The organism is Thermosynechococcus sp. M3746_W2019_013 (assembly GCF_015296045.1).
In the GTDB taxonomy this organism is placed as follows: Bacteria; Cyanobacteriota; Cyanobacteriia; order Thermosynechococcales; family Thermosynechococcaceae; genus Thermosynechococcus.
On record NZ_DVDW01000014.1, the window covers coordinates 1 to 25,554 of the forward strand.

Sequence of the window (25,554 nt, forward strand, 5' to 3'; positions counted from 1 at the left end):
AGTAAGATTCCACCTAGATCTTGTTGAATTTGGGATTCTGGAGGTACTGGTGGGGGTGCTTGAGACACCCGATAGAGAAAACCAGGACCAGAAAATAGAGCAGGCTCAGGATAGGTGGTGTTGAATTGCTCTGAACCCGCGAGGCCGCCATTAATATTGAGATTTGGGTCAGTTGAATAAACGAGCCAGCGACCATTGGGGGTACTGAAGACATTTGGCCCATAGTTGTTAATAAAGTTATTTTCTGCAACAAGGACAATCGCATCCCCAGTCCCAACACCAGAAATTGGGGCATTAAGAACGATATCGCCTGTTAATGTTCGCAGGAAAATGCTGCGCCCTGTAATGCCTGTTGGATTAACACTGCCGACGGTAAGGGTACTGTTATTGACAAATTGCAAATCCCTCGAACTATTCAACTGAGCGGCCAGTGTCCCCACCTGGTTATTCGGGTTAGTCAAAATTGCACTGCCATCTTGTAAAGTTAAACCCAAGCTGCCTGCTCGGATGGGCGCACTTTGCGTTAGGTTCCCACTGTTTAAACTGAGGATTAGGGTATTGCCGTTGGTATTAATGCCAGTGGTCAGACCATTGACACCGTTGTTGAAACTGACGATACCTAGAGCGCCTTGATTACTCAAGTTCACATTTCCAGTGACATTTCCTGAGAGTGCCTGAAACTCATTGTTGGCATTGCTGAGGTTGAAAGTCCCCTGTCCGAGGAGTTGGAGCGTTCCCCCAGAAATGGTATGGCTGCCCTGAGTAACGCCACCACCGCTATTGAGTGTCAGATTACGACCATAGAGATTCGTTGTGCCAGAGCCATTGAACTGAATACCTAGGGAACTGGCGGCGGGGGTTTGTAGGGTGAGATTGTAGTTGAGGCTGAAGGGGCGAACATCAATGGGACCAGTGCCACTAGGATGACCGATGGTAATTAATGAAAAGCCACCCCTGATTTGGTTGAGGAGAGACTGATTAACGATTAGGTTACCCGTTGCACCATCGCCAAGGCCAACAGGGGTAGCCGCATCAATCGGTTGAAAGACAAGGTGGCCTGCCCCGTCACTATGGATATCTAGTGAGGTGGGATCACCGGAGATCTCAATCCCCCCTTGGGCTGCTAATGTGAGCACGCCATCTTGAACAGCAACAGTCAGGGAATCAGAGAGTGCCATGACCAGACCGGGATTACTATCAGTGCCGCGACCTTCGATAAGAATATTCCCATGGCCAGTCGTTCTGACTGCAGCGGGGTCAGTTGGGCCAGCGTCGAAACGAATCCCAGGGCCTGATTGCCCCCCTGTGCCCCTGAGGGTGAGGTTGCCACCTTGACTAATGATCCTGGTGGAGTTGATCTCGATGCCCGTGTTGTTGACCACCGCAGGACCGGTACCGCCAGTACCTGTAAGGGTAATATTCCCTGTCGTGGTTTGAATTTGTGACCCTTTAAGACCGATGCCAACTTTGGAAAATACTTCAGGGCCGCTGCCGCCCGCGCCGGTCAAGGTAAGATTGCCAGCCTCGGCCCCGATTGAGGAGTTCTGAATTGAGATACCATCCAAAGCGCTATAACTACTACCACTAGAACCACCTGTCCCTAGAATGGTGATCTCCCCAGACCCGGAGGTGAGGATTGAACTGTTACTGATCTCTACCCCGCTAGTTGTTGTTGCACCACTGCCATGAATCCTAATATGGCCACCACCTGCATTGAGAGTAGAGGATTGGATACCAACCCCAGCAGTGGTGACACCGATCGCTGGACTGGTGAAAGGATTAGAACCGCCCCCCAAAACAATATTGCCACCGTTAGAAATCAGTGAGACTGAGCTTAATTGAATGGTACCGGCACCGTTGTTATCAGCATCGGCATGGAGAATGATATTTAGTCGGCCTACGTCTGAGCGAATGTTATAAGAATAAACAAAAATGTTATTTGCGGCTTGGAAAGTTAGGGAGGCGTCGCCCCCTGCTGTCTTGGTAATAGGAGCAGCAATAGTAATATTACCCGCTTGGCTTCCAGTATCACCAGTTGTGATGATGACACTAGTCCCGGAATTCAGAGCAGCTGCAATGGCGGTATTCGCAACAGAGGCATTATCATCTGTGGGGGTAAAAATATCAGGATTGGTACCAGAAAATGTACCCTTACTGGTGCCGCCGCTAATGGTGACATTGCGTGGGTCAAGGAGCCATGTACCGGACTGACCATTAGCTGCAGTGGCATCTACTGTTCCCCAAACGCTCAGTAATTCTCGACCGGAGGTTTCAACAAAGCCCCCATTACCGCCAAGTTGGCCGCCGCGTGCAGTGATAGTGCCGCCAAATTGAGTGCTGTTGTCTGCCCATGCAATGACGGTGCCACCATTGCCTTGATTGAGAGCATCTGCTGCCATCAGACTGCCGCTGTTGATAAAGAGATTCTGGGCATTGAAACTGCTATGCAATCGGTTGGTGCCAGTGGTACCTCCTAGGTAATCGCCCCCCAACAGAATCGTGCCACCCCCGAGCTGACCAGAAGCGGTTAAGTTGGTATTGATGAGGGCGATATTTTGACCGGTGATCGTGATTTTGCCACCAGTACCTATGGGATTGGCGACGGAAAGGCTGCCACTGATGACGGCGGTGTTGGTTGTGGTGGGGATTTTACTGGGGTCATGGACAAGGTGAATGGTGCCATCGGGGTTTCGAATGACGCTGTTGACAGGTTGTGAACCCTGGCCAGTGAGTAAGCTGGGTAAGTCCACAGCAGCGATCGCTCCTCCAGAGGGTAGTCGCTCCTGAGGAATCTCAAGGCTGAGCAGCATTCCCTCTTGGGAGACACGCACCATTCCTGTTTCAGGTACAGCTACAATGTGGATATTTCCTGCGGGGGCTGCGAGTATACCTGTGTTGATCACTTGGTATGCCATCAGGCTGAGGGTTTGACCCCTAGCAACCCTAAGCTCACCTTCATTGATGATGAGGCCTTTACTCAGAAATTCAAAACCGCTGGGCTGACTATTGAGGGATAGATAGAGATTCTGGCCATTGACATCAAAGACCCCTCCCTCAAACAGCACCCGTTGAGCAGTGGAGGCATGGAAAGCAGCGGGAAGATTCAAGCGGGCATTGGGGCCAAAAACAATCCCCGCAGGGTTGAGCAGATACAGGTTGCTGTTGCCACCCGTGATTTGAATCAAGCCATTGATATAACTGGCGTTGCCACCATTGACGCCCGCAAGAATGTTGCGAATTTGCGGATTGGAGAGAAAGTTGGCGATTTGGCCATTGCCAACATTGAAGTCACGGAAGAGGTGAAAGAGATTTTGACCATTCCCCGATAGGCTGCCACCGCTAATATCAATCTGTTGACCATTGTGGATGACGGTGGTGTTAGTGCCATTGATAGCTGGGGTGATCTGGCTGTAAACAGCGTCACTGCACAGTCCCCCAAAGGCTAAGGCAATGGTAAATAGATACCGCTGTAGAGTTTTCACGATTCCAGTCTCCAGATAATTCATCGAGTCGTGCCTCTGGAGACTCTTGTGGAGGAGTGCAGAGGCTGTGGTGGAAATTGGCAATAACCATTATAGGTAGAACAATAAAATTCCCAAAATGCTATGCTTTGTTACTTCTCAATCCGTAACGATCATAGAATGAGCTTATATTCCTAGGAGTAATGGTCTTGGCACAGGGATTACGGGTTGGCATTTTAGGAGCCACAGGTGCGGTTGGCACGGAAATTTTGGCAATTTTGGCGGAACGGTCGTTCCCAGTAGCAGAGTTGCGTCTGTTGGCTTCGCCTCGTTCAGCAGGTCAAACCCTCTCGTTTCGTGAGACCGTGCTGTCTGTAGAGGCGGTGAGTGAACAGACCCTCAAAGGGTTGGATCTCATTCTGGCTTCGGCGGGGGCAAGTGTGTCGCGGCAGTGGCTGCCGATCGCGGTCAAAGGGGGGGCGATCGCGATTGATAATTCCAGTGCCTATCGCATGGAACCCAATGTTCCCTTAGTGGTGCCCGAAGTCAACCCTGAAGATCTAAAAACACACCAAGGCATCATTGCCAATCCTAACTGCACAACAATTTTGATGACGGTTGCGCTATGGCCATTGCATCAGGTGCGACCGATGCGGCGGATTGTGGCGGCCACCTATCAGTCGGCCAGTGGGGCGGGGGCAAAGGCCATGCAAGAACTCAAGGATCAAGCCCTCGATATTCTAAAGGGACAGCCACCGCGCACAGCGGTCTTTCCCTATCCCTTGGCCTTTAACCTCTTTCCCCACAATTCTCCCCTCAATGAGCAGGGCTACTGCCAAGAGGAAATGAAGATGGTCAATGAAACCCGCAAAATTTTCCATGCCCCCCAGTTGCGGCTAACGGCCACCTGTGTTCGGGTGCCCGTGTTGCGTGCCCATTCGGAAGCCCTCAATGTGGAATTTTTTGAGCCTTTTCCACTGCAGGAGGCCCGCGATCGCCTGCAAACAGCGCCGGGGGTACAGTTTGTTGAGGATTGGCAGCGCAATTATTTCCCCATGCCCCTCGAGGCAACAGGTAAGGACCCAGTACTTGTGGGCCGGCTGCGCCAAGATATTTCAGAACCCAATGCCCTTGAACTATGGCTGTGTGGGGATCAAATTCGCAAGGGAGCGGCATTGAATGCGGTGCAAATTGCTGAATCCCTGATTGCCCAAGGATTGCTTTAACTCTCTTCACCAGTCATTGATCCGCAGGTTCACGGGGCGATCGCCCAACCTCAGGGGATGGCTCCCCCAGCCTTTCTAGGTAGGCTTCAAAGTGCTCCTGAAAATACAGCCACGAGGTCATATCTGCGCCCTCGCGGTATTCCCTGGGGGCTTCACGGTATTGGGGCAGTCGCTCTAATTGCTCTTGTAGGAGAGGGGGCAAGTCTTCCACGGCCAGGGCTTTGCAGCCGGTCGCGCTATAGATGAGATAACCGGGGCGATCGCCCATCTTCATCCAAGGCAACCAAGGACCAATCCGACTCCAAGACAAATGGACATCGGCAATGGTCGGTGTCTCCTGTTGTAAATCGGCGGTGGCCACCGTTAGCTTAAAGAGTTCTGCTGCTTGGTAGATGGGCTGGGGGCTGTAGGCTTGAAACCGCTTATCCCTAGCCAAGGGATTGTCATAGTAGGGAAACAGATCAAACTGAAACGTCGTGGTTCTCTCACTGACTTGAGCCGGTACCTCACGGCGAAATAGCCCCTGCACAGGATCGTTGGCAACCGGAATCACGGGAACTCCCTCATCTGTCCAAGGATTGTGCCAGCGATCGCACAGGGATCCATTTTCTGGATCCAGATAAAACGTTAATTCACGGGAAAGAAAATACCACCCTCCCTCGGGATGGGGCAAACAGCGAGCGGCACTCATGCCAACAATGTTGAAGAGGTGGCGGCGACGCTCTTGGGGAACAAAGCTATACACAGCTCCCTGCCATGCGATAAACGTGGTCTTGCCCCTCAAATCTGCCCGCACCCGCACCCAATCGCGAGCACTCAACCATTTTTGAACCAATTCCGCAGCGGGCATGGCTACTCCACAGGAATATTGGCAGCCTGCAATTCCACATCCTGATTCGGATAGCTGGCAAGGCGCAGTGTTAAGGTTTTTGTATTGTTGAGGAGGCTTTTGGGAATAAGAATGGTGCCTTTGACCAGATCACTGCCGGCGGGCAATTCCGTTGGTAGGCCTTCGGTGAGGGCACTCAAAAGGTCACCCTTATCGTTTGTGATTTCAAGAAAGGTGTAAATAAACTGCACCCCTTGGCTACTATCGTTTTTCAAGCTAACCTGCAGCGCTAAATCTTGGCCAAGGGTGTCCACACGGCTAATCTCTAGGCGCACCCCCTTATCCTCAGCGACGATAGGCAGTGTCCGACTCACTGCGGGTTCCGCTGCTGGGGGTTCATTGGCAGGGGTGGGAGCAGGCACAATCTTGCGATCGCTGGAACCCTCGGTCATTTCGGCAATGCGGGCTTTGGTTTGGGCAATGATCTGCGCCTCGTCAAGAATGGGCGATCGCTCCCCTTCAGTTTGATCATTGCCATTCACAGCACTGCCGAGGATGGGATTCACCACCGGCTGGGACACACCGCGCAATGAGTCTCGCCCTAGGTGGTAGCCAATAAAAGCCGTAACTAGAGTAATGGCGGTTGTTGTACTGATTAACACAAGGGAGGTGAGAATTCCGGGGTGAAGGGCACGCAGCATTTTCCTACTCCACTGAGGATGGCTTCATTGAGGAAGAAACCGGCGGTAAGGGGGGCGGATGATTGGGGAGTGCAACGGTGGCCTCCACGTCTTCCTCAGTATTGAGGCGCGATCGCACACTCACAAGGAAGGTTTTGATCACCACCGCAATTGGAACTGCAATTAGAACCCCAACTAAACCCGAAGCCCTAGCGCCCGTCAGGATCGCCAAAAAAACCCAAACCGGATTTAAGCCCGTAAAGCTACCAATGATCCGTGGCGCAACCACATTCTCCAAAAACTGCTGATAGAGAAAGGCAAACCCGACCACCTTCAGGGAGAGCCAAACATCCTGAAGGGCAACCAGCAAACTAATGGAAATGATCCCCACTGTGCCGCCAAAGGGCACCAAAGCCATCACGCCAATAATGACACCAAAGAGCAGTCCATAGGGCACCTTGAGGAAAATGAAAATCGTGGTCAAGCCAATTCCCATGCACAGCCCGAGTACCAGCTGACCAATAAAATAGCTCTCAAAACTGCGGCGTATCGTTTCTGAAACCGTGGGGCGGACCGTATTTGGCAGCCAACTGAGGAGACCATCCCACAATTCATCACCGTGCTGCAACAAATAAAACGTGAGTACAACCGTCAAAATCAGGTTAATCAGCACATCCACAGCACTGCTGAGGGTGCCCAAAATTAAATTCAGCGCCTCGCGAGCTAAGCTTTGCAATTGATCCTTAAGTTTTTCCAACAGTTGATTGGCAAGGGCATCCACATCCACCGTCACCGGCAGATTGAGGGAGTCCACCCACTGGCCAAATTCCAACAGTCGTCGTTGGCTGGAGTTAAACCATTCCGGTAGACGGGCAATGAGCTGTTGTGCCTGATTAAAGAGATTGGGCACCACAACCAAGGCAATGATGGCAATCAGTACCAAGGCGAGCAGAAAGACGAAAATTGCTGAGGGTCCCCGGGGGTTTCCCTGCTCCTCCATCCAGCGCACCGGGTAGTTCAGCAAAAAGGCAAATAGGGAGGCAAGGACAAGCACTGCCACCAGTGGCCCAAAGAACTTGAGAACGGTGGCAAATGCCCAGAAATTCAGCGTCAAAATTGGCCCTGCCAAGCCAATAATCAGAAACCGACTGGCAATGGAGAGACGATTCCACCAGTGACCCGAGGCCGCAGATTGGCTCATAGCTCTAAGCACAGTTGACGAAAGTGATCACCGCGTTCTTCAAAGTTCTGATATTGGTCAAAGCTGGCACAGCCAGGGGAAAAGAGCACGGTTTTGATCGGATACTGGGTCACCAGTTCAGCCGCCGCCGCCACTGCCCGATCCAGTGTCTCCATGATCTCATAATTTGTAAAGCCGATCGCCTCTAGGCGCTGCGCAACCTGCGGTGCCGCTTCACCAATTAAGAGCACCCAAGCAGCTTTCTCCTGAATTAGGTTGAGCCAAGGGCGATCGTCCCCCTTTTTGGCCTGTCCCCCAGCAATGAGAATGACTGGACCTGTCACAGAACGCAGCCCAATTTCTGCAGCGTCATAATTGGTGGCCTTGCTGTCGTTGATCCACTCCACCTGTCGCCATTGACGAATTCGCTCTAGGCGATGGGGTACACCGGTAAACCCCGCCACCCCTTTGGCGATCGTTTCGGCGGGAATACCGGCTAAATGTGCAGTTGCCACCGCTAGAAGAAAGTTTTGCTGATTGTGTTGACCTGGCATTTGCAGGATATGGGTAGGCAGGAGGGGCTGATCCTGAAACCACACTTGATCCTCAGCAATATAGATGCCCTGTTCAATCCCCTGAGGTAGGGCTGCCGCCCCTTGAGTACTGATCCACCATGCCTCGGGCCAACGATTCACCATGTGCTGACGCAGATAGGGATCATCCCCATTGAGAATCACTTGTTTTGCGCCGTTCATTAGGTGGGCTTTGGTTGCCACGTAGGCGTCGAGGGTACCGTGGCGTTCCAAGTGATCCGGCGTGAGGGTTGTCCAAAGGGCAAATTGGGGTTGTAGGGGGGGGCTCGACTCTAATTGATAGCTACTAATCTCAGCAATCACCCAATCAAGGGCCCTTGCGGTCAAAGCCACTTCGCAAATGCTATTGCCAATGTTGCCACAGGCCGGTGCATTGTACCCCGCCGCTTGAAAAATGGCGGCCGTGAGTGCCGTGGTTGTTGTTTTACCATTGGTGCCCGTAATACACACCCAGGGCAAATGGGCAAGGGTCTGCCAGGCAATTGCCACTTCACCGCAGACGGGGATGCCCGCTTGGCGAGCAGCGACCAGTGCAGGGGAGTGCCACGGTACCCCCGGACTAATGACAATTTCATCGGGAACGCGCAGGCCAACGCTGACAAGAGTTTGCAAATCAAAGTCATAGTTGAGTTGAACGGGGATGCCTTCAGCTTGCAGCAGTTGCTGTTGAGATTGCAGCGCCGGAGTTTGGCGGCGGTCACTGACCTCCACTTGCCAACCTTGACGTTTGAGTAAACGGGCGGCAGCAATGCCAGAGCGACCAAGACCAATCACATGAACAGTTGGCATAGTTAAGGGGGGTGAATCCAATCGAGCAGGTACAGACTCGGGGCAGCGGCCACCAAAGTGGTATCCTCAAGGCCAATGGGACCGAAAGGCGATCGCTGCCGCTGAAGGTTGCGCCTTAGACTCTATTATTGTCACACTGGGTAAAGAACAATGCCTAGCTTACGCAGAATTTGGCTCTGTGGTTTGCTATTGACAATCTGTGGCGGGTTCCTCTCCCTTGAAGGTATGCCCGCGATCGCCCGCCGCCGGGAAGCACCCAAAGTGGTGCGCGTCACCAATGTCCAATTGCAGAGTGAGAATATTGCGGGTGTCTGGTACCACCGCCTGACGGGACGCGTGCGCAATGAAACGGCCACACCAGCACGCAATGTTCAGATCTATTACGAAATCTATGATCCTACCGGCAAACGACTGCTGGAAGCGGGATCGACCCAGTTGCGCAATCAAGCGATTAATAGCCAAGGGGAGGCGGAGTTTCTGGCAACTCCCAATGCGGGCGGACGGGTGAAAATTACGCTTGTGGAATGGCTGAGTGGCGATCGCGAGTACCGCTCGTTTCAGCAAATGCAGGAATTTTCCCAATAGCCGGGGCCTACTGGGGTGTCTCACTGGATGTGGCGGATTGAGGGGTTGTTTCCTGCACACCAAAGGCCAGTACCCAGCCTTCAAGATCATTTTTAGTGCGAATCTTCAACCATTCCCCATCCTCACTGCGCTCTAGGATCGTCACCACCTCATCAAAGGCCACGCCCCCCAGGGCATTTGCCTCCCGACTGGGGCGATCGCGCACCCGCAAACCCTCTCCATAGATCACTCGCCCTTTAGGATTTGGCTGCGGTGACTGGATCGGGGTTGGTTCAGGCGTGGGCGAGGGTGAATTCGGTGAGGACTCTGGTGACGTCGGTGGTGGCGAATTGTGTGCCTCGACTTTGGGAGGCGGGGGTGGCCAGAGCAAGTTAAAGATGAGGGGCGTAATGAGGGCAGCAACCACAAGGGTAATCAGGCCTAAGCCCAAAAAGGTTCCCAAGAGCCATTGCAGCAGACGCACAACTGGTTTCATGATCTAACGTCCTGGGGGGGAGACAGGATGCGTGAGGCAAACCGCGCCCGACCGGAGGCCGCCCATTCTTGTAATTGGTGGACTTGTTCGCGAGCTGTCCGCGCCAAGGGGATAATTTCGCTGGCCGCATGCAGGAGATCTTCGGTGGTAAAGTCGCGGTCTTGGCTAAAGGCAAGGTGCATTGCTTCAATGATACACTGCTCGATTTCAGCCCCGGAAAAGTCAATGGTTTCGTAGGCCAGCCGCTCTAGATCGTAGTTTTGCAGGCGATCGCGCCGCACGCGACTGAGGTGCACTTCAAAAATGGCGCGCCGCTCATCCACATTGGGTAGCCCCACAAAAAAGATTTCATCAAAGCGCCCCTTGCGCAGCAGTTCAGGGGGCAAGACCTGCACATTGTTGGCAGTGGCCACAACAAAAACGGCAGAGGTTTTCTCCGCCAACCAAGTGATAATCGTGCCAAAGACACGGCTACTGGTTCCGCCATCGCCACGGCCATCAATGCCGGCAAAGGCCTTATCCATTTCATCAATCCAGAGAACACAGGGCGCCAAGGCTTCAGCAATTTGAATCATTTCGCGGGTGCGTGCTTCCGATTCCCCCACCAGGCCACCAAAGAGCCGCCCGACATCCAATCGCAAAAGGGGCAAGTGCCACTGGTGGGCGATTGCCTTTGCTGTCAGGGACTTACCTGTACCCTGAATCCCCACCAGCAGCACCCCACGGGGATAGGGTAGCCCATAGCGCCGTGCCCGCTCGGAAAAGGCGCCGCCGCGCCGCAGCAACCACTCCTTAAGGTTATCAAGACCGCCAATATCAGCAATCGTTTCTTGGGTGGGGTAAAACTCGAGAATTTGGGTTTGCCGCAGGATCTGCCGTTTCTCCTCCAAGATTAGATCCACATGGCTGCTGTCCAGCATACCGTGGAGGGCAATAATCCGACCCATCACCCGGCGAATTCGCTCTAGGGTCAAGCCCTGACAAGCGCGGATCAATTCATCGAGAAGAGGTTCTGGGGGAATGTTACCGAGGCTGTGGCAGAGCTTCACCAGTTCAAGGCGAATTTCCTCCCGTTGGGGCAAGGGAAACTCGACAACGGTAATCACATCCCGCAGTTCCGGGGGCAACTGCACCGTCGGAGCAAGCAAGATTAAGTTTTTGGGCTGGGACTTGAGTTGCCGTGCCAGGTTCCGCAGTTTGCGAGAGACCGCTACATCCTCAATAAAGCGATGAAAATCCCGCAGCAGAATTATGGCCGCTGCCGCTGGCGGTAGTTTTTCGACAAATTCAAGGGCAGTGAGAGGATTGCGCTTGGCCACCCCCAGATCATTGGGATTACCCTGATATCCCTCGACAAAATCCCAAATGTAGATGGGGCGCTGATTCAGGCGATCGCTAATCCTATGCAGTGTCGCCTCAAGGCGTTCTTCCTCCGTTGTGGCCACATACAACAGGGGATAGCGTGCCCGCAGCAAGAGTTCAAGGTCAGACTGAGCACTCACGGCGATGGTTCTGCACCCTCCAGAGCCGACTGTAGTTGCGCTAGTGTTGCCCAGCGGTGATCCACAGGGGGTTCTGCGGGGGTGGGGGGGTGAATACCGCCACAGTGGGGATCACAGTACTTGGGATAGGGCAGGGCAAGGCACAGTTGCTGGTAGAGCCAATCTCCAAGATCAATGCGACCTGTGGCCGGCAAGGTCTCCACTAGATCATCGTCGGGCTGACTCGTTGGGCTTTCCGCCAGCCAAATCAGTTCACTGGTCGCACACTCTAGGCGGTGATTATAGTACTGCAAACAGCGATCGCAAGAGAGGGTGACAATGGTCTGCACACTGGCCCGCAGTTCTAAGTAGGTGTGGCGGTGACTGGCAGTAACCATCCCTTGCACAGGAGTCAGCGTTGCCAAGTCTGGAAAATGAGTATCCACCCGCCACTCGTAGGTCTGGGCGGGCAGCCGCAACAGTTCAGGAATGCTTAGCCAGTGGATAGGGGTCACGTTAGGATCCTTGACTTATATCATAGAGTTCTTTCAGGAAACGGAAGCACTGCTCGGCCGTCATTGAGCTTGGCTGAAACGTTGCTGCTGGAGAGTATTTTAACCGCAGGCGCCGAATGGTGTCGCTATCCATCTCACCCAACTGCACCAGACGCATTGACCAATTGATAAAGGTTCGCTCTTCGATCCCCTTAAATTCAATAATTTCAGCGCTGTGGTGGCGGGGATCCTTAAGAATACGGGCGTAGGTTTCACTGACTTTCTGGCGATCGCCCTCAAGGGTTTGCAGAAACATGCCATTGCCATAGCACAGCATTCCCGTAATGCCATCGCGCACATTGTTCACCTCTGACTTGGCCATAATATCCCGCAGGTCTGGGTAGGACAACCCATCTGTGGCACAACTGAGATAGATTAGGCGATGTAGTCTCATGGGTTTTCTGTTCTCGATCGCACACAGTTGAGTTTTACTATCCCATAAAAGGGTTCTTTTCTTTAGCTGAATTTTGTTATTAGTATTTCTAAAGGATTTTTATTATTAGTATCTCTAAAGGATTGATATAGAACTCCCCTGTGTGGAATAGGCTGTACAGCCGCAGGCCATAGTAGCCAAGGTAAATGCCCCCCAGCCACCACCAGTTTTGAATGCGTTCATTGATGTCGCGAAAGGGGGTGTGCTGCAATCGTCGCCCTGCTTTTAGTTCAAGGGCCATCAATACAGCAGCCACTGTAAATGCGAGAAAGAGTATAGGGCCAAAGAGATGCATTCTCAGGGCATCTGCAAGATTGCCGCGAGCGATCGCCATAAAAGAACGAGTCAGGCCACACCCCGGACAGGGAATGCCCGTTGTTGCCCAAAACGGACACAGTAAGAAAGGCGGCGTTCCCGTATGGTTAAACAGTGCCGCTCCCACTAAAGGTGCCGTCGTCAGTCCCAAAAAGCCCCAACGGCTCAAGCGTTCCTGTTTAGATAAAACAGCATCAGAGAAGCGCAGCATCGGGTTCCTCAGCATTCACCACTAGTCGCTGCTCCCATTCTGCCGCAAAGGCCGCAAATCGCTCCTCTAAAATTGCCTGCCGTGCTGCTTGGGTAAAGCGAATCAGTTCTGTCACGTTATGAATTGAGAGCAGGGTATAGGCGAGGAGTTCCTTGGCACGCACAAGATGACTGAGGTAGGCGCGGCTAAATGTCCTACAGGTATAGCAGGGACAGGTTGGATCGAGGGGGTCATAGTCGCGGCGGAAGCGGGCATTTTTCAGGTTCCAGCGCTGCCCTTGGACAATGGCACAGCCGTGGCGAGCCAGACGCGTAGGAATCACGCAGTCAAAGAGGTCAACACCAGCAGCGATCGCCCGCAGCATTTCTAAGTGCGTCCCCACCCCCATCAAATAACGCGGCTTATGGACGGGCAGGAGGGGAGCTGTCACCGCCACAACTTCGTGCACAGCACTGTTGGGTTCACCGACACTAACGCCACCAATGGCGTAGCCGGGTAGGTCATAGGGCACCATTACCTCAGCACATTCCCGACGCAGGTCGGCATACACCCCCCCTTGAACAATGGCAAAGAGGGCCTGATCGGATCGTTGTTTGGCGGCAATACAGCGCTCTAACCAATGCAGGGTGCGTTGGGTAGCTTGGATCACTGCCTCACGGCTAGCAGGGTAGGGGGGACACTCATCGAAGGCCATGATCACATCTGCCCCCAAGGCTTCTTGAATGGCGATCGCCCGCTCGGGTGATAACTCAATGATCTGACCATCGTGGGGCGAGCGAAACACCACCCCCTGATCGGAAATTTGCCGCATTTCACTGAGGCTAAAGACCTGAAACCCCCCCGAATCCGTGAGAATTGGCCCTGACCAGCCCATAAAACAGTGGAGCCCCCCCGCTGCAGCCACAATGTCTTCTCCCGGTTGCAGGTGCAGATGGTAGGTGTTGGCCAAGATCATTTGGGCGCCTGCTGCCTTCAGGTGTTCTGGGGTCAGGGTTTTGACATTGGCTAGGGTGCCCACTGGCATAAAACGCGGCGTTGCCACTGTGCCATGGGGGGTGTGAAACAGGCCGGCCCGGGCTTGGGTATGGGCACATTCCTGCTGGCAGACAAATTCAAACACGCTGTGGATCGACAAGAAGGCGTAAAAAATGTTACCAAATCCCTAGACAAACCCACAACTGCTGATCTATGATTAAAACTTGTGACCAAAAACGGATACTGAGTGGGAGCGATCGCCTCAACCCCCTTAAGTCCTTGGTCCCACTGATCCAGGGGTGGCAGCGTGTTCGCAACTTGCAATCATAGCCTTGCCATCTTTACCTGCGCCTGTCCTTGATCAATGAGATGCGCCCTGGGCGTCATCGTCTTGACCGTCTAACTGCTGGGTCAATCCACTATTCCTAACTCTAGGAATCTGCCGAAGTGTAGCCTTGCGGCTTGCTTTTGCTGTTTTGTTGTGATTCGTATTTTTAAGGAACGCGATCGTGACAGTTGGTATTTTAGGGACAAAGTTGGGCATGACCCAAATCTTTGACGAGGCGGGCCGATCTGTCCCCATTACGGTGGTACAAGCGGGACCGTGTCCGATCACCCAAATTAAAACCCCTCAAACCGACGGCTACACAGCAATTCAAGTGGCCTATGGTGAGGTGCGAGAGAAAAACCTGAGTCGCCCTGAGCGCGGTCATCTCAACAAGTCACAAACACCGCCTATGCGTCATCTGCGGGAATTTCGCCTCGAAGATGTCTCTGCCTATCAATTGGGTCAGGCCATCACCGTTGATATTTTTAGTCCAGGGCAGCTTGTGGATGTCCACGGCACAAGCATTGGCCGCGGCTTTGCTGGCTACCAAAAGCGCCACAACTTCAAGCGCGGTCCGATGGCGCACGGTTCAAAAAACCATCGTCTACCCGGTTCTACGGGGGCGGGGACAACACCGGGTCGTGTCTTCCCCGGCAAGCGGATGGCCGGTCGCATGGGCAACACGGCGGTTACCATTCGCAAGTTGCAGGTGGTCCGCGTTGATCCTGAGCGCAACTTAATCCTCATCAAAGGGGCATTGCCGGGTAAACCGGGGGCACTGGTGAGCATTACCCCCGCCAAGGTTGTCGGTCGCAAATAGGGGCTGGAGAGTAGTTATGGTTGCATGTGTAGTTAAAGACTGGCAGGGTGCCGACAGAGGTGAAGCCACCCTGGATCTGGCGACAGCAAAACCTGAAACTGCCAGTCATATTGTCCATCGTGCCCTTGTGCGGCAGTTAGCCAACGCCCGTCAAGGGACCGTTTCCACCAAAACTCGTGCCGAAGTGCGCGGCGGTGGGCGCAAACCTTGGCGGCAAAAGGGAACAGGACGTGCCCGCGCCGGCTCGATTCGTTCTCCCCTCTGGCGGGGGGGCGGTGTGATCTTTGGTCCAAAGCCCCGCGACTATAGCCAAAAAATGAACCGTAAGGAGCGCCGGCTTGCCCTGCGCACAGCTCTGATGAGCCGCGTTGAAGACTTGATTGTGGTTCAAGACTTTGCCGATCACCTGCCACGTCCCAAAACCAAGGAATTGGTGACGGCTTTGCAACGCTGGGGCATTGAGCCAGAGCAAAAAGTACTGCTACTGGCCGCAGACATTACGGAAACGGTGGCACTCTCAGCGCGAAATGTGCCCACTCTGAAACTGCTGCGTGCTGATCAATTGAATGTTTTTGATTTGCTCTATGCCGATCGCATTGTTGCCACCACTGGCGCGATCGCCAAAATTCAGGAGGTGTACGGTGACTAAAGTCCAACCCCGCGCCCTTGCGGATCTCATCAAGCGCCCCATCATCACAGAGAAGGCCACAATTTTGCTGGAGAACAATCAATACACCTTCGACGTGGATCGGCGCGCCACCAAGCCGCAAATCAAGGCGGCTGTTGAGGAACTCTTTAACGTCAAAGTCACGGCAGTTAATACCTATCATCTGCCTCGCAAAGAGCGCCGCGTGGGTCGGTTTGTTGGCTATCGTCCTCGCTATAAGCGGGCGATCGTCACCCTTGCCCCCGACAGCAAGATCGTTCTGTTCCCCGAAGTTTAACGGAGTAGATCATGGGCATTCGCGTTTACCGACCCTACACCGCCGGCGTTCGCCAAAAAACTGTTTCTGACTTTGCTGAAATTACCACCGCCAGGCCCGAAAAGTCACTCACCCGTGGCTTCAAGCGCGACAAAGGCCGCAACAATCGCGGTGTGATTACCAGTCGGCGGCGAGGTGGCGGCCACAAGCGTCGCTACCGCATTGTTGATTTTCGCCGCAGCAGCAAGCTCAATATCCCTGCCAAAGTGGCAACCGTGGAGTACGACCCCAACCGCAATGCCCGCATTGCCCTGCTCCACTACCGCGATGGTGAAAAACGCTACATCATCCATCCGCGCGATTTGACCCCCGGCACTGAGATTATTGCCAGTCCCGATGCCCCCATCGAAGTGGGTAACGCCCTTCCCCTGGGCAAAATTCCCTTAGGTACCAGCGTTCACAATGTGGAAATTACCCCCGGTCGCGGTGCGCAAATGGTGCGAGCTGCTGGTGCCATGGCACAGGTGGTGGCCAAGGAAGGTGACATGGTCACCCTCAAGCTTCCTTCGGGGGAAGTGCGGCTCTTCCGTAAGGAGTGCTATGCCACCATTGGCCAAGTGGGGAATGTGGAAGCCAACAACATCAGTTTGGGCAAAGCCGGTCGCAATCGCTGGAAAGGTCGTCGTCCGAAGGTGCGTGGTTCGGTGATGAACCCCGTAGATCACCCCCACGGTGGTGGTGAAGGGCGGGCTCCCATTGGTCGTCCTGGACCTGTTACTCCTTGGGGTAAACCCACCCTTGGCTACAAAACTCGCAAGAAGAAGAAACTCAGTGATGCCCTGATTGTGCGTCGTCGCAAGAAGTCTTCCAAGCGGGGTCGCGGTGGTCGTCAGTCTTAGGTTTTTGCGGAGAAGTTAGGTTATGGGACGTTCATTAAAAAAAGGCCCCTTTGTGGCGGATCATCTCTTACGCAAGATTGAAGCCCTCAATGAGCGCAATGCCAAGGAAGTGATCAAAACGTGGTCGCGTGCCTCAACAATTGTGCCAGAAATGATTGGCCACACGATCGCTGTCCACAACGGCAAACAGCATGTGCCTGTGTACATCACTGAGCAAATGGTGGGGCACAAACTGGGGGAATTTGCCCCCACCCGCAACTTCCGCAGTCATGTTAAGGGCGATAAAAAAGCCCGCCATTGATTCTCTTGTTCGCCTCTGGGATAGCCGTCTATGGTTTCTACCTCTTCTCCTACTGCCCGTGCCTGCGCCAAGTATGTCCGCATGTCACCCCACAAAGTGCGGCGGGTACTAGATCAACTGCGGGGTCGCACCTACCGCGATGCCCTCATTATGCTGCGCTTTATGCCCTATCGTGCCTGTGAGCCGATTACGAAGGTCCTGCGATCGGCGGCAGCCAATGCCACCCACAATTTAGGCTTAGATCCGGCCACCTTGGTGATTAGTCAGGCCTATGCCGATCAAGGGCCTTGCCTGAAGCGGTTCCGCCCCCGTGCTCAAGGTCGCGCCTACCAAATTCGCAAACCCACCTGCCACATCACGATTGCTGTGGCGCCCCAAAACACTGCTGACGAATCGTAGAAGGATACCACCGTGGGACAGAAGATTCACCCAATTGGCTTTCGCCTTGGCATTACCCAAGAACATCGCTCCCGCTGGTTCGCCGATAGCGATCGCTATCCCGAGCTTTTGCAGGAGGATCACCGCATCCGCACGTTTATTAACAAGCAACTGGCCAATGCTGGCATTGCTGAAGTGCGCATTGAGCGCAAAGCGGATCAAGTGGAGCTGCAAATTCGCACCGCCCGTCCCGGTGTCGTCGTTGGCAAAGGCGGCCAAGGGATTGAGGAACTGCGCAAGCAACTGCGGCAGATGCTTCCTAGTAACCGCACAATCAAAGTCAACGTGGTGGAAGTCAGCCGAGTGGATGCTGAGGCCAGCCTCTTGGCGGAATACATCACTCAGCAACTAGAGCGACGGGTAGCCTTCCGAAGGGCCGTGCGCCAAGCTATTCAGCGGGCGCAGCGAGCAGGTATTGAGGGGATCAAAGTCCAAGTGGCCGGTCGCCTGAATGGGGCAGAAATTGCCCGCACCGAGTGGACACGGGAAGGGCGAGTTCCCCTGCATACCCTAAGGGCAGACATTGACTATGCCTACCGCACAGCCCGCACGATCTACGGCATTTTGGGTGTGAAGGTGTGGATCTTTAAGGGCGAAGTTCTGCCGGGACAAACGGAAGCAGTTCCACGGGAAGCCACTCGCCGTAGCCCGCAGCGCCGTCTACCCCAATTTGAAAATCGCTCTAACTAACAGGGAAGCTAGCGATGCTAAGTCCAAAGCGTACAAAATTTCGCAAACAGCAGCGGGGTCGCATGACGGGAGTTGCCAGTCGCGGTAACTCCATCCACTTTGGCGACTATGCTCTTCAAGCCCTTGAACCTGCTTGGATCACCGCACGGCAAATTGAAGCCGGCCGTCGCGCCATGACCCGCTATATCCGCCGCGGTGGCAAAATCTGGATTCGCATTTTCCCCGACAAACCCGTGACGATGCGGCCTGCAGAAACACGGATGGGGTCAGGGAAAGGGTCACCGGAGTACTGGGTGGCAGTGGTCAAACCCGGTCGCATTATGTATGAAATTGCCGGTGTGACAGAGGAGGTCGCTCGCGAAGCCATGCGCCTTGCTGCCTACAAAATGCCGATCAAGACCCGTTTTCTGGTGCGCAATCAAGAAGAGCAACAACAGGAGGGTTAAGAATGGCACTGACGAAAATGAAAGACCTGCGGCAACTGAGTGATCAAGAGCTGAGCGATCGCATTGCCGCGATTAAGAAAGAACTCTTTGATCTGCGCTTCAAAAAAGCCACCCGTCAAGAGGTCAAGCCCCATCAATTTAAACATCTGCGCCACGAGTTGGCACAGCTTTTAACCCTTGAGAATGAACGTCGCCGCAGTGGAGGCCAAGGCTAATGGCAGTTAAGGAACGTGTTGGCGTTGTCGTCAGCGACAAAATGCAAAAAACCGTCGTCGTTGCTGTCGAAAACCGCGCCCCCCATCCCAAGTACGGCAAAATTGTCGTCAAAACCCGCCGCTACAAAGCCCATGATGAAAACAATGAAGCCAAAGTGGGCGATCGCGTGCGCATTCGGGAAACCCGTCCCCTGAGTCGCACCAAGCGTTGGGTCATTGCCGAGATTCTCAGTCCTCGCACTGCCTAAGGAGAGCCAGCCATGATTCAACAGGAAACCTATCTCAATGTTGCTGACAATAGCGGCGCCAAAAAGCTCCTCTGCATTCGTGTGCTCGGAGGCGGTAACCGTCGCTACGGTAGTGTGGGCGATGTGATCATTGCCACCGTCAAAGATGCGACTCCCAATATGGCAGTGAAAAAATCCGATGTGGTTCGGGCTGTCATTGTGCGCACCCGCAAAACCATCCGCCGCGAAAGTGGCATGAGCATCCGCTTTGATGACAACGCCGCTGTCTTGATCAACCAAGATGGCAACCCTCGCGGTACCCGTGTCTTTGGCCCTGTGGCTCGCGAACTGCGGGATAAAAACTTCACAAAAATTGTCTCATTGGCACCGGAGGTACTCTAATGGCGGCCAAGAAAGCAAACAAAAAGCCCGTGCGCTATCGCATGCACGTGAAAAAAGGGGATATGGTTCAAGTCATCGCCGGCAGGGACAAAGCCAAAGTCGGTGAAGTCCTCGCCGTTTTTCCCAAAACCAGTCAGGTAATTGTCAAAGGGGTTAACCTGAAAACCAAACACGTCAAGCCCCGCCAAGAGGGCGAATCGGGGCAAATTATCACCAAAGAAGCCCCGATTTACAGTTGCAAGGTGATGCTTTACTCCACCAAGCAAAACGTGGCCAGCCGCATCTGCTACACCTACACCGAAGATGGCCGTAAGGTACGGATGCTCAAGAAAACTGGCGAAATCATTGATTAGGTCTCACTTGTTTCCCCCTCTCTGACCCAGCCCAGAGAATGCCCCTAGGAGAAGCCCCATGTCTCAACGCCTCAAAGACCACTACAACAAAACCGTTGTGCCGCAGCTCATGCAACAATTCCAGTACAAAAACATTCACCAAGTGCCCAAGATTGTCAAAGTGACCGTCAACCGGGGTCTTGGTGAAGCGGCGCAAAATGCTAAGGCCCTCGAAGCCACCCTGGCAGAAATTGCTACAATTACAGGCCAAAAGCCCGTGGTGACCCGTGCCAAGAAGGCGATCGCTGGCTTCAAAATTCGCAAAGGCATGCCCGTGGGGGTTGCCGTGACGTTACGTTCCGATCGCATGTATGCCTTTTTGGATCGCTTGATTAACTTGGCACTGCCACGTATTCGTGACTTTCGTGGTGTCAACCCCAAAAGCTTTGATGGCCGGGGCAACTACACCCTAGGTTTGCGTGAGCAATTGATTTTCCCCGAAGTCAACTACGACGACATTGATCAAATTCGCGGCATGGATGTCTCAATCATCACCACTGCCAATACTGATGAAGAAGGACGTGCCCTGCTCAAAGCAATGGGCATGCCGTTCCGTGAGAACTAACGCCGGAGGCAGATTTTTAAGGAGCAACTATGGCAGTAAATGACACGATTGGCGATATGCTAACTCGCATCCGCAACGCAAACCTTGCGCGTCATCAAACCACCACCATTCCGGCCACGCGCATGACCCGCAGTATTGCGCAGGTCCTGAAAGCGGAGGGGTTTATTCGCGATTTTGAAGAGCAAGGGGACGGCGTCAAACGGCAGCTTGTGGTTTCCCTAAAATATCGCGGCAAGCAGCGCCAGCCGATTATTACTGCGCTCAAGCGGGTGAGTAAACCTGGTCTGCGCGTCTATGCCAATTCCCGTGAGTTGCCCCGGGTACTCGGTGGCATCGGCATTGCCATCATCTCCACCTCAAGCGGCATCATGACCGATCGCGAGGCACGGAAGCAGGGCATTGGCGGCGAAGTACTCTGTTACGTTTGGTAAGCTCGGAGGAAGTCCCACATGTCTCGTATTGGCAAGCGTCCCATCCCTCTGCCCAAAAATGTCACCCTCACCCTAGAGGGGCAGCAGGTCACGGTCAAAGGTCCTAAGGGTCAACTCACTCGCGTTTTTCCTCCGGAAGTGAATGTTGCCCAAGAGGGCGAAACGATTGTCGTCAGACGCCGCGATGATTCTCGACCGGCCAAAGAACGCCACGGCCTCTGCCGCACGCTACTGGCCAACATGGTAGAAGGTGTCTCCCAAGGGTTTACGAAAAAGCTCGAGATTCAAGGGGTTGGTTACCGTGCCCAGCTCCAAGGCAAAACCCTTGTCCTCAGTATGGGCTACAGCCACCCCGTTGAGATCGTGCCGCCTGAGGGCATTACCCTAGAAATCGAGGACAACCAAGGTAAAAAAGTCCAGCAAGGCACCATTGTCCTCGTCAGTGGTATTGATAAAGAACTGGTCGGCAACACCTCTGCCCGTATTCGCGCTGTGCGCCCCCCTGAACCCTACAAGGGCAAGGGTATCCGCTATATGGGTGAATTTGTGCGTCGTAAAGTTGGTAAGACAGGGAAGAAATAGATGAAGCAAACTCGTATTGCGGCTCGCCAAAGTCGGCATCAGCGCATTCGCCGCAAAATCAAAGGTACCAGCGATCGCCCCCGCCTCGCTGTCTTTCGTTCCCATCAGCACATCTATGCCCAAGTGATTGATGACACCCGGCATCATACCCTCGTCGCCGCTTCCAGTCTGGAGCCAGAACTGCGGCAAAAGCTGGGGAATGGGAGGACCTGTGCCGCCTCCACCGAAGTGGGGCGACTGATTGCAGAGCGTGCCAAAGCCGCTGGCATTGAACGCGTTGTCTTTGATCGTGGTGGCAATATCTACCATGGTCGTGTCAAGGCCTTAGCGGAGGCCGCCCGTGAAGCTGGACTAGACTTTTAGAGGATGACCCGATGGCAAATCGTCGTAAAAACCCCCGCAAAGTTGAAAAAGAAACTGACTGGCAAGAGCGAGTCGTCCAGATCCGCCGCGTCTCCAAAGTGGTCAAAGGCGGTAAGAAACTCAGCTTCCGTGCCATTGTTGTCGTTGGCAACGAGCGTGGCCAAGTGGGTGTGGGTGTCGGCAAAGCCGCCGATGTCATTGGTGCGGTCCGCAAAGGCGTAGCTGATGGCAAGAAGCACCTTATTGATGTCCCGATCACCAAATCCAACTCTATTCCCCACCCCACCTTTGGCGAAGGCGGTGCTGCCCGCGTCATGATTCGTCCCGCCGCACCGGGAACTGGGGTAATTGCAGGTGGCTCTGTGCGCACCGTTCTGGAACTAGCAGGGGTACGCAATGTACTTGCCAAACAGCTGGGATCCAGCAACCCCCTCAACAATGCCCGTGCCGCCCTCGAAGCCCTTGCAGCCTTGCGCACTTTTCAAGAAGTTGCCGAGGAGCGGGAAATCCCCATTGAAAACCTTTATAGCAAATAGTTAGGAGTGATCCATGCGTTTTCAAGATCTGCACCCCCAAGCGGGATCGCGACGGCGCAAACGGCGGATTGGTCGGGGTATTGCCGCAGGTCAAGGGGCAAGTGGCGGCTTTGGTATGCGGGGGCAAAAATCTCGTTCCGGTCGCCCCACTCGTCCTGGCTTTGAAGGTGGTCAAAACCCCCTCTACCGTCGTCTCCCCAAACTCAAGCACTTCCCCCTCGTCAGCCGGAAGGTTTACACTACGATCAACGTAGGTCGTCTCAATACCCTACCGCCCAATAGTGTGGTGACAGTTGAATCCCTCCTTGAAGCTGGCATTCTCACCACTGCCAAATATCCCCTTAAAGTACTAGGGGGGGGTGAGCTAAATGTCAAGCTAGAGGTCCATGCGGCTGCCTTTAGTAGCAGTGCCCGCAGCAAGATTGAAGCCGCTGGTGGGGTATGTGTGGAGACCTCCGTTGCTGCCGACAGTGAATAGAGGAACCCCAATATGATTGTGAATCGCGGCAAGGCACCCACTGCCCAAGAAACGTTTATGCAGATGGCTCAAGCGGCTGGTCTGCGGGGGCGACTCCTGATCACCATTGGGCTGCTAATCTTAGTGCGGCTTGGCATCTATCTACCGATTCCGGGAATAGAGCGCGCTGTTTTTGCCCAGAGCGTTCAAGATAATGCCGTGATTCGCTTCCTCGATATCTTTTCAGGCGGTGGCCTTTCCGCCCTTGGGATTTTCGCCCTTGGCATCTTGCCTTATATTAACGCCTCGATCATCATGCAGTTGCTGACTGCTGCTCTCCCCTCCTTGGAGCGACTCCAAAAAGACGAAGGGGAAGCCGGCCGTCGCAAAATTTCCCAAATTACTCGCTACGTCGCTGTGGGCTGGGCGGTTCTACAAAGCTTTGGTATTGCCATTTTTGTCAGTTCAATTCCCGGCGCCGCTTTACACCCGGGGCCGTGGTTTGTAGCCGAGATTGTTCTTGGCCTGACCGCTGGCTCAATGGTCGTGATGTGGATTTCGGAATTGATTACTGAGCGAGGGGTGGGTAATGGTGCTTCCCTCTTGATCTTTTTGAGCATTGTTGCCTACTTACCTGCCTCGGTGGGCCAGACGATCGCCCTTGCGGAAAGTGGTGGCAACATCGGCGGCATCGTGATCCTTGTGGCTGTCTTTTTAGCCATGATTGTTGGCATTGTCTTCGTTCAAGAGGGGACCCGCCGCATCCCTATTGTTTCGGCCCGTCGCCAAGTGGGGCGTAAGCTCTACCGCGAGCAGACCAGTTACCTGCCCCTGCGCTTAAACCAAGGGGGGGTGATGCCGATCATTTTTGCCTCGGCGGTACTGATTCTACCTTCGACATTGGCGCAGTTTACCCGTAACGAACTCGTCGCCCGATTTGCGAGTTATGTTTCTCCGGCAGGGCCAACACCCTGGCTATACGTGATTTTTTATTTGCTGTTGATTCTCTTCTTTAGCTACTTTTACTCCTCCTTGGTGGTCAACCCCGTGGATATGTCCCAAAACTTGAAAAAAATGGGCGCCAGTATTCCGGGGATTCGACCGGGGAAAGCGACTTCTGATTACCTAGAGCGGGTTCTCAACCGCTTGACATTCCTAGGGGCGATCTTTTTGGGTCTGGTGGCAATTATTCCCACAGCAGTCGAGAGTGCAACCAAAGTAACAACATTCCAAGGGTTGGGGGCGACCTCCCTGTTGATCTTGGTGGGGGTGGCCATTGACACCTCAAAACAAATTCAAACCTATGTGATTTCACAGCGTTATGAGGGGATGGTGAAGCAGTAATGCGCTTAATTTTGTTTGGTGGCCCCGGTTCGGGCAAAGGGACACAGGCGGCAATTCTGACCACACTCTTGGGCATTCCCCATATTTCTACAGGGGATATTCTGCGGGCAGAGCGAGCTGCCGGCACCCCCCTCGGTCAACAGGCTCAACGCTACATGGATCGCGGTGAACTGGTACCAGATCAGGTGATTGTGGAGATGGTGGCCAATCGCTTGCAACAGCCAGATACGACGGCGGGTTGGCTTTTGGACGGCTTTCCCCGCAATGTGGCACAAGCAGCGGTCTTTGAGGAGATGCTCAAAAGCATTCACCAAGACTACGATTACTTGCTTTTTTTAGATGTGCCCGCTGCGATTCTCCAAGAACGCGCCCTAAATCGCGCTAAGCAAGCTGTCAACGGTCAGCAGCGCTCCGATGATACCCCGGAAACTATCCTTAAGCGGCTAGAGGTCTATGAGCGGGAAACCCTACCGATGATTCAACAGTACATGAGTCATCCTAGGTTTGTGCACATTGATGGAACGCGTACGATTGAAGAGGTAACTGCTGCCATTCAAGCACGTATTGGGGAGGTGAACCGTGTCTAAACAGGATGCCATTGAAATTGAAGGGACAGTGACTGAGTCATTGCCCAACGCCATGTTTCGGGTGGATCTGGACAATGGCTTCAATGTCCTTGCTCATATTTCTGGGAAGATTCGCCGCAACTACATCAAGATTTTGCCGGGCGATCGCGTCAAGGTGGAATTGACCCCCTATGACTTGACCAAAGGGCGGATTACCTATCGCCTGCGCAAAAAGTAGTTTGATCTTTACTGATCACTCTGCTAAGATATAAAATTTGCGACTACATGAGCAACTGATATGAAAGTAAGAGCATCGGTACGGCGTATTTGTGAAAAATGCCGCGTCATTCGGCGACGTGGCCGGGTGATGGTGATCTGCACCAATCCGAAACACAAGCAGCGCCAAGGGTAACCCACTGTTGTTGCACACATAGGAACTAGATTCATGGCTCGTATTGCTGGTGTTGATTTACCCCGCGACAAACGCATTGAAATTGCCCTTACCTACATCTATGGCATTGGCTTAACCCGCTCCAAAGAAATTTTGGCAAAAACGGGTGTCAATCCTGATACACGCACCCGCGATTTAACGGATGCGGATATTGCGGCACTGCGGGCTGCTATTGACGAGTACCAAGTGGAAGGGGATCTGCGCCGCCTGGAGGCCATGAATATTAAGCGGCTCATGGACATTGGCTGCTATCGGGGACGGCGCCATCGCCTTGGATTGCCGGTTCGTGGTCAGCGCACCCGTACCAATGCTCGCACCCGTCGTGGTGGTCGTCGCACTGTGGCTGGTAAGAAAAAACCTGCTGCTAAGAAATAAGTTTTTCCGCTCCTGC

At 53.7% G+C, this 25,554-nt stretch carries 36 protein-coding genes; 25 read left to right on the forward strand and 11 right to left on the reverse strand.

Going from position 1 to position 25,554, the window contains the following annotated elements:
* A partial coding sequence (locus tag IGQ16_RS02505) for a filamentous hemagglutinin N-terminal domain-containing protein (protein ID WP_297060127.1) occupies positions 1–3,482 on the reverse strand: 3,482 nt, incomplete at its 3' end.
* A gap of 182 nt (positions 3,483–3,664) precedes the next feature.
* Here IGQ16_RS02505 and IGQ16_RS02510 point away from each other — a divergent pair.
* Positions 3,665–4,687 (forward strand): aspartate-semialdehyde dehydrogenase, encoded by a 1,023-nt coding sequence (locus tag IGQ16_RS02510; RefSeq protein WP_024125552.1) that lies wholly within the window; start codon positions 3,665–3,667, stop codon positions 4,685–4,687.
* A gap of 13 nt (positions 4,688–4,700) precedes the next feature.
* On the opposite strand, the gene IGQ16_RS02515 is transcribed toward IGQ16_RS02510, so the two are convergent.
* From IGQ16_RS02515 to murD, 4 genes are read right to left on the reverse strand one after another with little or no spacing between them, the layout of a single operon-like run.
* Positions 4,701–5,537 carry a DUF1838 domain-containing protein gene (locus tag IGQ16_RS02515; RefSeq protein ID WP_024125553.1) on the reverse strand — a complete coding sequence of 279 codons (837 nt, stop codon included), beginning with the start codon at positions 5,535–5,537 and terminating at the stop codon, positions 4,701–4,703.
* Between the two features lie 2 nt (positions 5,538–5,539).
* Positions 5,540–6,217, reverse strand: a complete 678-nt coding sequence (locus IGQ16_RS02520) for a hypothetical protein (protein WP_297041749.1) — start codon at positions 6,215–6,217, stop codon at positions 5,540–5,542.
* 4 nt (positions 6,218–6,221) lie between these two features.
* Complete coding sequence (locus IGQ16_RS02525) at positions 6,222–7,397, reverse strand: AI-2E family transporter (protein WP_297060131.1); 1,176 nt, start codon at positions 7,395–7,397, stop codon at positions 6,222–6,224.
* Positions 7,394–8,758: a UDP-N-acetylmuramoyl-L-alanine--D-glutamate ligase gene (gene murD / locus IGQ16_RS02530; RefSeq protein ID WP_024125555.1), complete on the reverse strand. Its 1,365-nt coding sequence runs from the start codon at positions 8,756–8,758 to the stop codon at positions 7,394–7,396. Before murD ends, IGQ16_RS02525 begins: the two co-directional genes overlap by 4 nt.
* Before the next feature lie 150 nt (positions 8,759–8,908).
* On the opposite strand from murD, the gene IGQ16_RS02535 reads away from it, so the two are divergent.
* A complete protein-coding gene (locus IGQ16_RS02535) occupies positions 8,909–9,343 on the forward strand; it encodes an FxLYD domain-containing protein (protein ID WP_297060133.1) in 435 nt (144 codons plus the stop codon).
* A gap of 7 nt (positions 9,344–9,350) precedes the next feature.
* On the opposite strand, the gene IGQ16_RS02540 is transcribed toward IGQ16_RS02535, so the two are convergent.
* The 6 genes from IGQ16_RS02540 to tgt all read right to left on the reverse strand — a co-directional run bounded on the left by IGQ16_RS02540 (position 9,351) and on the right by tgt (position 13,932).
* Positions 9,351–9,818, reverse strand: coding sequence for an SH3 domain-containing protein (locus IGQ16_RS02540; protein WP_024125557.1), 468 nt, complete (start codon positions 9,816–9,818; stop codon positions 9,351–9,353).
* Positions 9,815–11,320 (reverse strand): AAA family ATPase, encoded by a 1,506-nt coding sequence (locus IGQ16_RS02545; protein WP_024125558.1) that lies wholly within the window; start codon positions 11,318–11,320, stop codon positions 9,815–9,817. The genes IGQ16_RS02540 and IGQ16_RS02545 overlap by 4 nt, the downstream gene beginning before the upstream one ends.
* On the reverse strand, positions 11,317–11,814 hold the full coding sequence (locus tag IGQ16_RS02550; RefSeq protein ID WP_297060136.1) for a DUF177 domain-containing protein: 498 nt from the start codon (positions 11,812–11,814) through the stop codon (positions 11,317–11,319). Before IGQ16_RS02550 ends, IGQ16_RS02545 begins: the two co-directional genes overlap by 4 nt.
* Before the next feature lies 1 nt (position 11,815).
* Entirely contained in the window at positions 11,816–12,247 is a 432-nt protein-coding gene (locus IGQ16_RS02555; protein WP_297060137.1) for a BLUF domain-containing protein, read from the reverse strand.
* Between the two features lie 88 nt (positions 12,248–12,335).
* Positions 12,336–12,812, reverse strand: coding sequence for a DUF2752 domain-containing protein (locus IGQ16_RS02560; protein ID WP_024125561.1), 477 nt, complete (start codon positions 12,810–12,812; stop codon positions 12,336–12,338).
* Positions 12,796–13,932 carry a tRNA guanosine(34) transglycosylase Tgt gene (tgt, locus tag IGQ16_RS02565; protein WP_024125562.1) on the reverse strand — a complete coding sequence of 379 codons (1,137 nt, stop codon included), beginning with the start codon at positions 13,930–13,932 and terminating at the stop codon, positions 12,796–12,798. The genes IGQ16_RS02560 and tgt overlap by 17 nt, the downstream gene beginning before the upstream one ends.
* A gap of 364 nt (positions 13,933–14,296) precedes the next feature.
* Here tgt and rplC point away from each other — a divergent pair, with 364 nt between their 5' ends.
* From rplC to rpsM, 23 genes are read left to right on the forward strand one after another with little or no spacing between them, the layout of a single operon-like run.
* On the forward strand, positions 14,297–14,935 hold the full coding sequence (gene rplC / locus IGQ16_RS02570) for a 50S ribosomal protein L3 (protein WP_297060139.1): 639 nt from the start codon (positions 14,297–14,299) through the stop codon (positions 14,933–14,935).
* A gap of 16 nt (positions 14,936–14,951) precedes the next feature.
* Positions 14,952–15,584: a 50S ribosomal protein L4 gene (gene rplD, locus IGQ16_RS02575; RefSeq protein ID WP_297039987.1), complete on the forward strand. Its 633-nt coding sequence runs from the start codon at positions 14,952–14,954 to the stop codon at positions 15,582–15,584.
* A complete protein-coding gene (locus tag IGQ16_RS02580; protein ID WP_024125564.1) occupies positions 15,577–15,879 on the forward strand; it encodes a 50S ribosomal protein L23 in 303 nt (100 codons plus the stop codon). The genes rplD and IGQ16_RS02580 overlap by 8 nt, the downstream gene beginning before the upstream one ends.
* 11 nt (positions 15,880–15,890) lie before the next feature.
* Positions 15,891–16,757, forward strand: coding sequence for a 50S ribosomal protein L2 (gene rplB, locus IGQ16_RS02585; protein WP_297060141.1), 867 nt, complete (start codon positions 15,891–15,893; stop codon positions 16,755–16,757).
* Between the two features lie 22 nt (positions 16,758–16,779).
* The gene (gene rpsS, locus IGQ16_RS02590) at positions 16,780–17,058 is read left to right on the forward strand and encodes a 30S ribosomal protein S19 (RefSeq protein WP_011055940.1); all 279 of its coding nucleotides are present in this window, start codon (positions 16,780–16,782) and stop codon (positions 17,056–17,058) included.
* 30 nt (positions 17,059–17,088) lie between these two features.
* The gene (rplV, locus tag IGQ16_RS02595) at positions 17,089–17,457 is read left to right on the forward strand and encodes a 50S ribosomal protein L22 (protein ID WP_011055941.1); all 369 of its coding nucleotides are present in this window, start codon (positions 17,089–17,091) and stop codon (positions 17,455–17,457) included.
* A 12-nt stretch (positions 17,458–17,469) separates the two neighbouring features.
* A complete protein-coding gene (gene rpsC / locus IGQ16_RS02600) occupies positions 17,470–18,186 on the forward strand; it encodes a 30S ribosomal protein S3 (RefSeq protein WP_024125567.1) in 717 nt (238 codons plus the stop codon).
* Between the two features lie 14 nt (positions 18,187–18,200).
* On the forward strand, positions 18,201–18,632 hold the full coding sequence (gene rplP / locus IGQ16_RS02605) for a 50S ribosomal protein L16 (protein WP_011055943.1): 432 nt from the start codon (positions 18,201–18,203) through the stop codon (positions 18,630–18,632).
* 2 nt (positions 18,633–18,634) lie between these two features.
* Complete coding sequence (gene rpmC, locus IGQ16_RS02610) at positions 18,635–18,847, forward strand: 50S ribosomal protein L29 (RefSeq protein ID WP_024125568.1); 213 nt, start codon at positions 18,635–18,637, stop codon at positions 18,845–18,847.
* Positions 18,847–19,095, forward strand: coding sequence for a 30S ribosomal protein S17 (gene rpsQ, locus IGQ16_RS02615; RefSeq protein ID WP_011055945.1), 249 nt, complete (start codon positions 18,847–18,849; stop codon positions 19,093–19,095). Before rpmC ends, rpsQ begins: the two co-directional genes overlap by 1 nt.
* Before the next feature lie 12 nt (positions 19,096–19,107).
* Positions 19,108–19,476 (forward strand): 50S ribosomal protein L14, encoded by a 369-nt coding sequence (gene rplN, locus IGQ16_RS02620; protein ID WP_024125569.1) that lies wholly within the window; start codon positions 19,108–19,110, stop codon positions 19,474–19,476.
* The gene (gene rplX / locus IGQ16_RS02625) at positions 19,476–19,829 is read left to right on the forward strand and encodes a 50S ribosomal protein L24 (protein ID WP_024125570.1); all 354 of its coding nucleotides are present in this window, start codon (positions 19,476–19,478) and stop codon (positions 19,827–19,829) included. The genes rplN and rplX overlap by 1 nt, the downstream gene beginning before the upstream one ends.
* Positions 19,830–19,887: 58 nt before the next feature.
* Positions 19,888–20,433: a 50S ribosomal protein L5 gene (gene rplE, locus IGQ16_RS02630; RefSeq protein ID WP_024125571.1), complete on the forward strand. Its 546-nt coding sequence runs from the start codon at positions 19,888–19,890 to the stop codon at positions 20,431–20,433.
* 29 nt (positions 20,434–20,462) lie between these two features.
* A complete protein-coding gene (rpsH, locus tag IGQ16_RS02635) occupies positions 20,463–20,864 on the forward strand; it encodes a 30S ribosomal protein S8 (protein WP_024125572.1) in 402 nt (133 codons plus the stop codon).
* A gap of 18 nt (positions 20,865–20,882) precedes the next feature.
* The gene (rplF, locus tag IGQ16_RS02640; RefSeq protein WP_024125573.1) at positions 20,883–21,446 is read left to right on the forward strand and encodes a 50S ribosomal protein L6; all 564 of its coding nucleotides are present in this window, start codon (positions 20,883–20,885) and stop codon (positions 21,444–21,446) included.
* Entirely contained in the window at positions 21,447–21,809 is a 363-nt protein-coding gene (gene rplR, locus IGQ16_RS02645) for a 50S ribosomal protein L18 (RefSeq protein ID WP_024125574.1), read from the forward strand.
* 11 nt (positions 21,810–21,820) lie between these two features.
* Positions 21,821–22,345, forward strand: a complete 525-nt coding sequence (gene rpsE, locus IGQ16_RS02650; RefSeq protein ID WP_011055952.1) for a 30S ribosomal protein S5 — start codon at positions 21,821–21,823, stop codon at positions 22,343–22,345.
* 13 nt (positions 22,346–22,358) lie between these two features.
* Positions 22,359–22,823, forward strand: a complete 465-nt coding sequence (gene rplO, locus IGQ16_RS02655; protein WP_024125575.1) for a 50S ribosomal protein L15 — start codon at positions 22,359–22,361, stop codon at positions 22,821–22,823.
* 12 nt (positions 22,824–22,835) lie between these two features.
* The gene (gene secY / locus IGQ16_RS02660) at positions 22,836–24,146 is read left to right on the forward strand and encodes a preprotein translocase subunit SecY (protein ID WP_024125576.1); all 1,311 of its coding nucleotides are present in this window, start codon (positions 22,836–22,838) and stop codon (positions 24,144–24,146) included.
* On the forward strand, positions 24,146–24,733 hold the full coding sequence (locus tag IGQ16_RS02665) for an adenylate kinase (protein WP_024125577.1): 588 nt from the start codon (positions 24,146–24,148) through the stop codon (positions 24,731–24,733). Before secY ends, IGQ16_RS02665 begins: the two co-directional genes overlap by 1 nt.
* A complete protein-coding gene (gene infA / locus IGQ16_RS02670; protein WP_011055956.1) occupies positions 24,726–24,950 on the forward strand; it encodes a translation initiation factor IF-1 in 225 nt (74 codons plus the stop codon). The genes IGQ16_RS02665 and infA overlap by 8 nt, the downstream gene beginning before the upstream one ends.
* 60 nt (positions 24,951–25,010) lie before the next feature.
* Positions 25,011–25,124: a 50S ribosomal protein L36 gene (rpmJ, locus tag IGQ16_RS02675; RefSeq protein ID WP_011055957.1), complete on the forward strand. Its 114-nt coding sequence runs from the start codon at positions 25,011–25,013 to the stop codon at positions 25,122–25,124.
* A gap of 33 nt (positions 25,125–25,157) precedes the next feature.
* Positions 25,158–25,538: a 30S ribosomal protein S13 gene (gene rpsM, locus IGQ16_RS02680; RefSeq protein WP_024125578.1), complete on the forward strand. Its 381-nt coding sequence runs from the start codon at positions 25,158–25,160 to the stop codon at positions 25,536–25,538.
* The last annotated feature ends 16 nt before the right edge of the window (positions 25,539–25,554 follow it).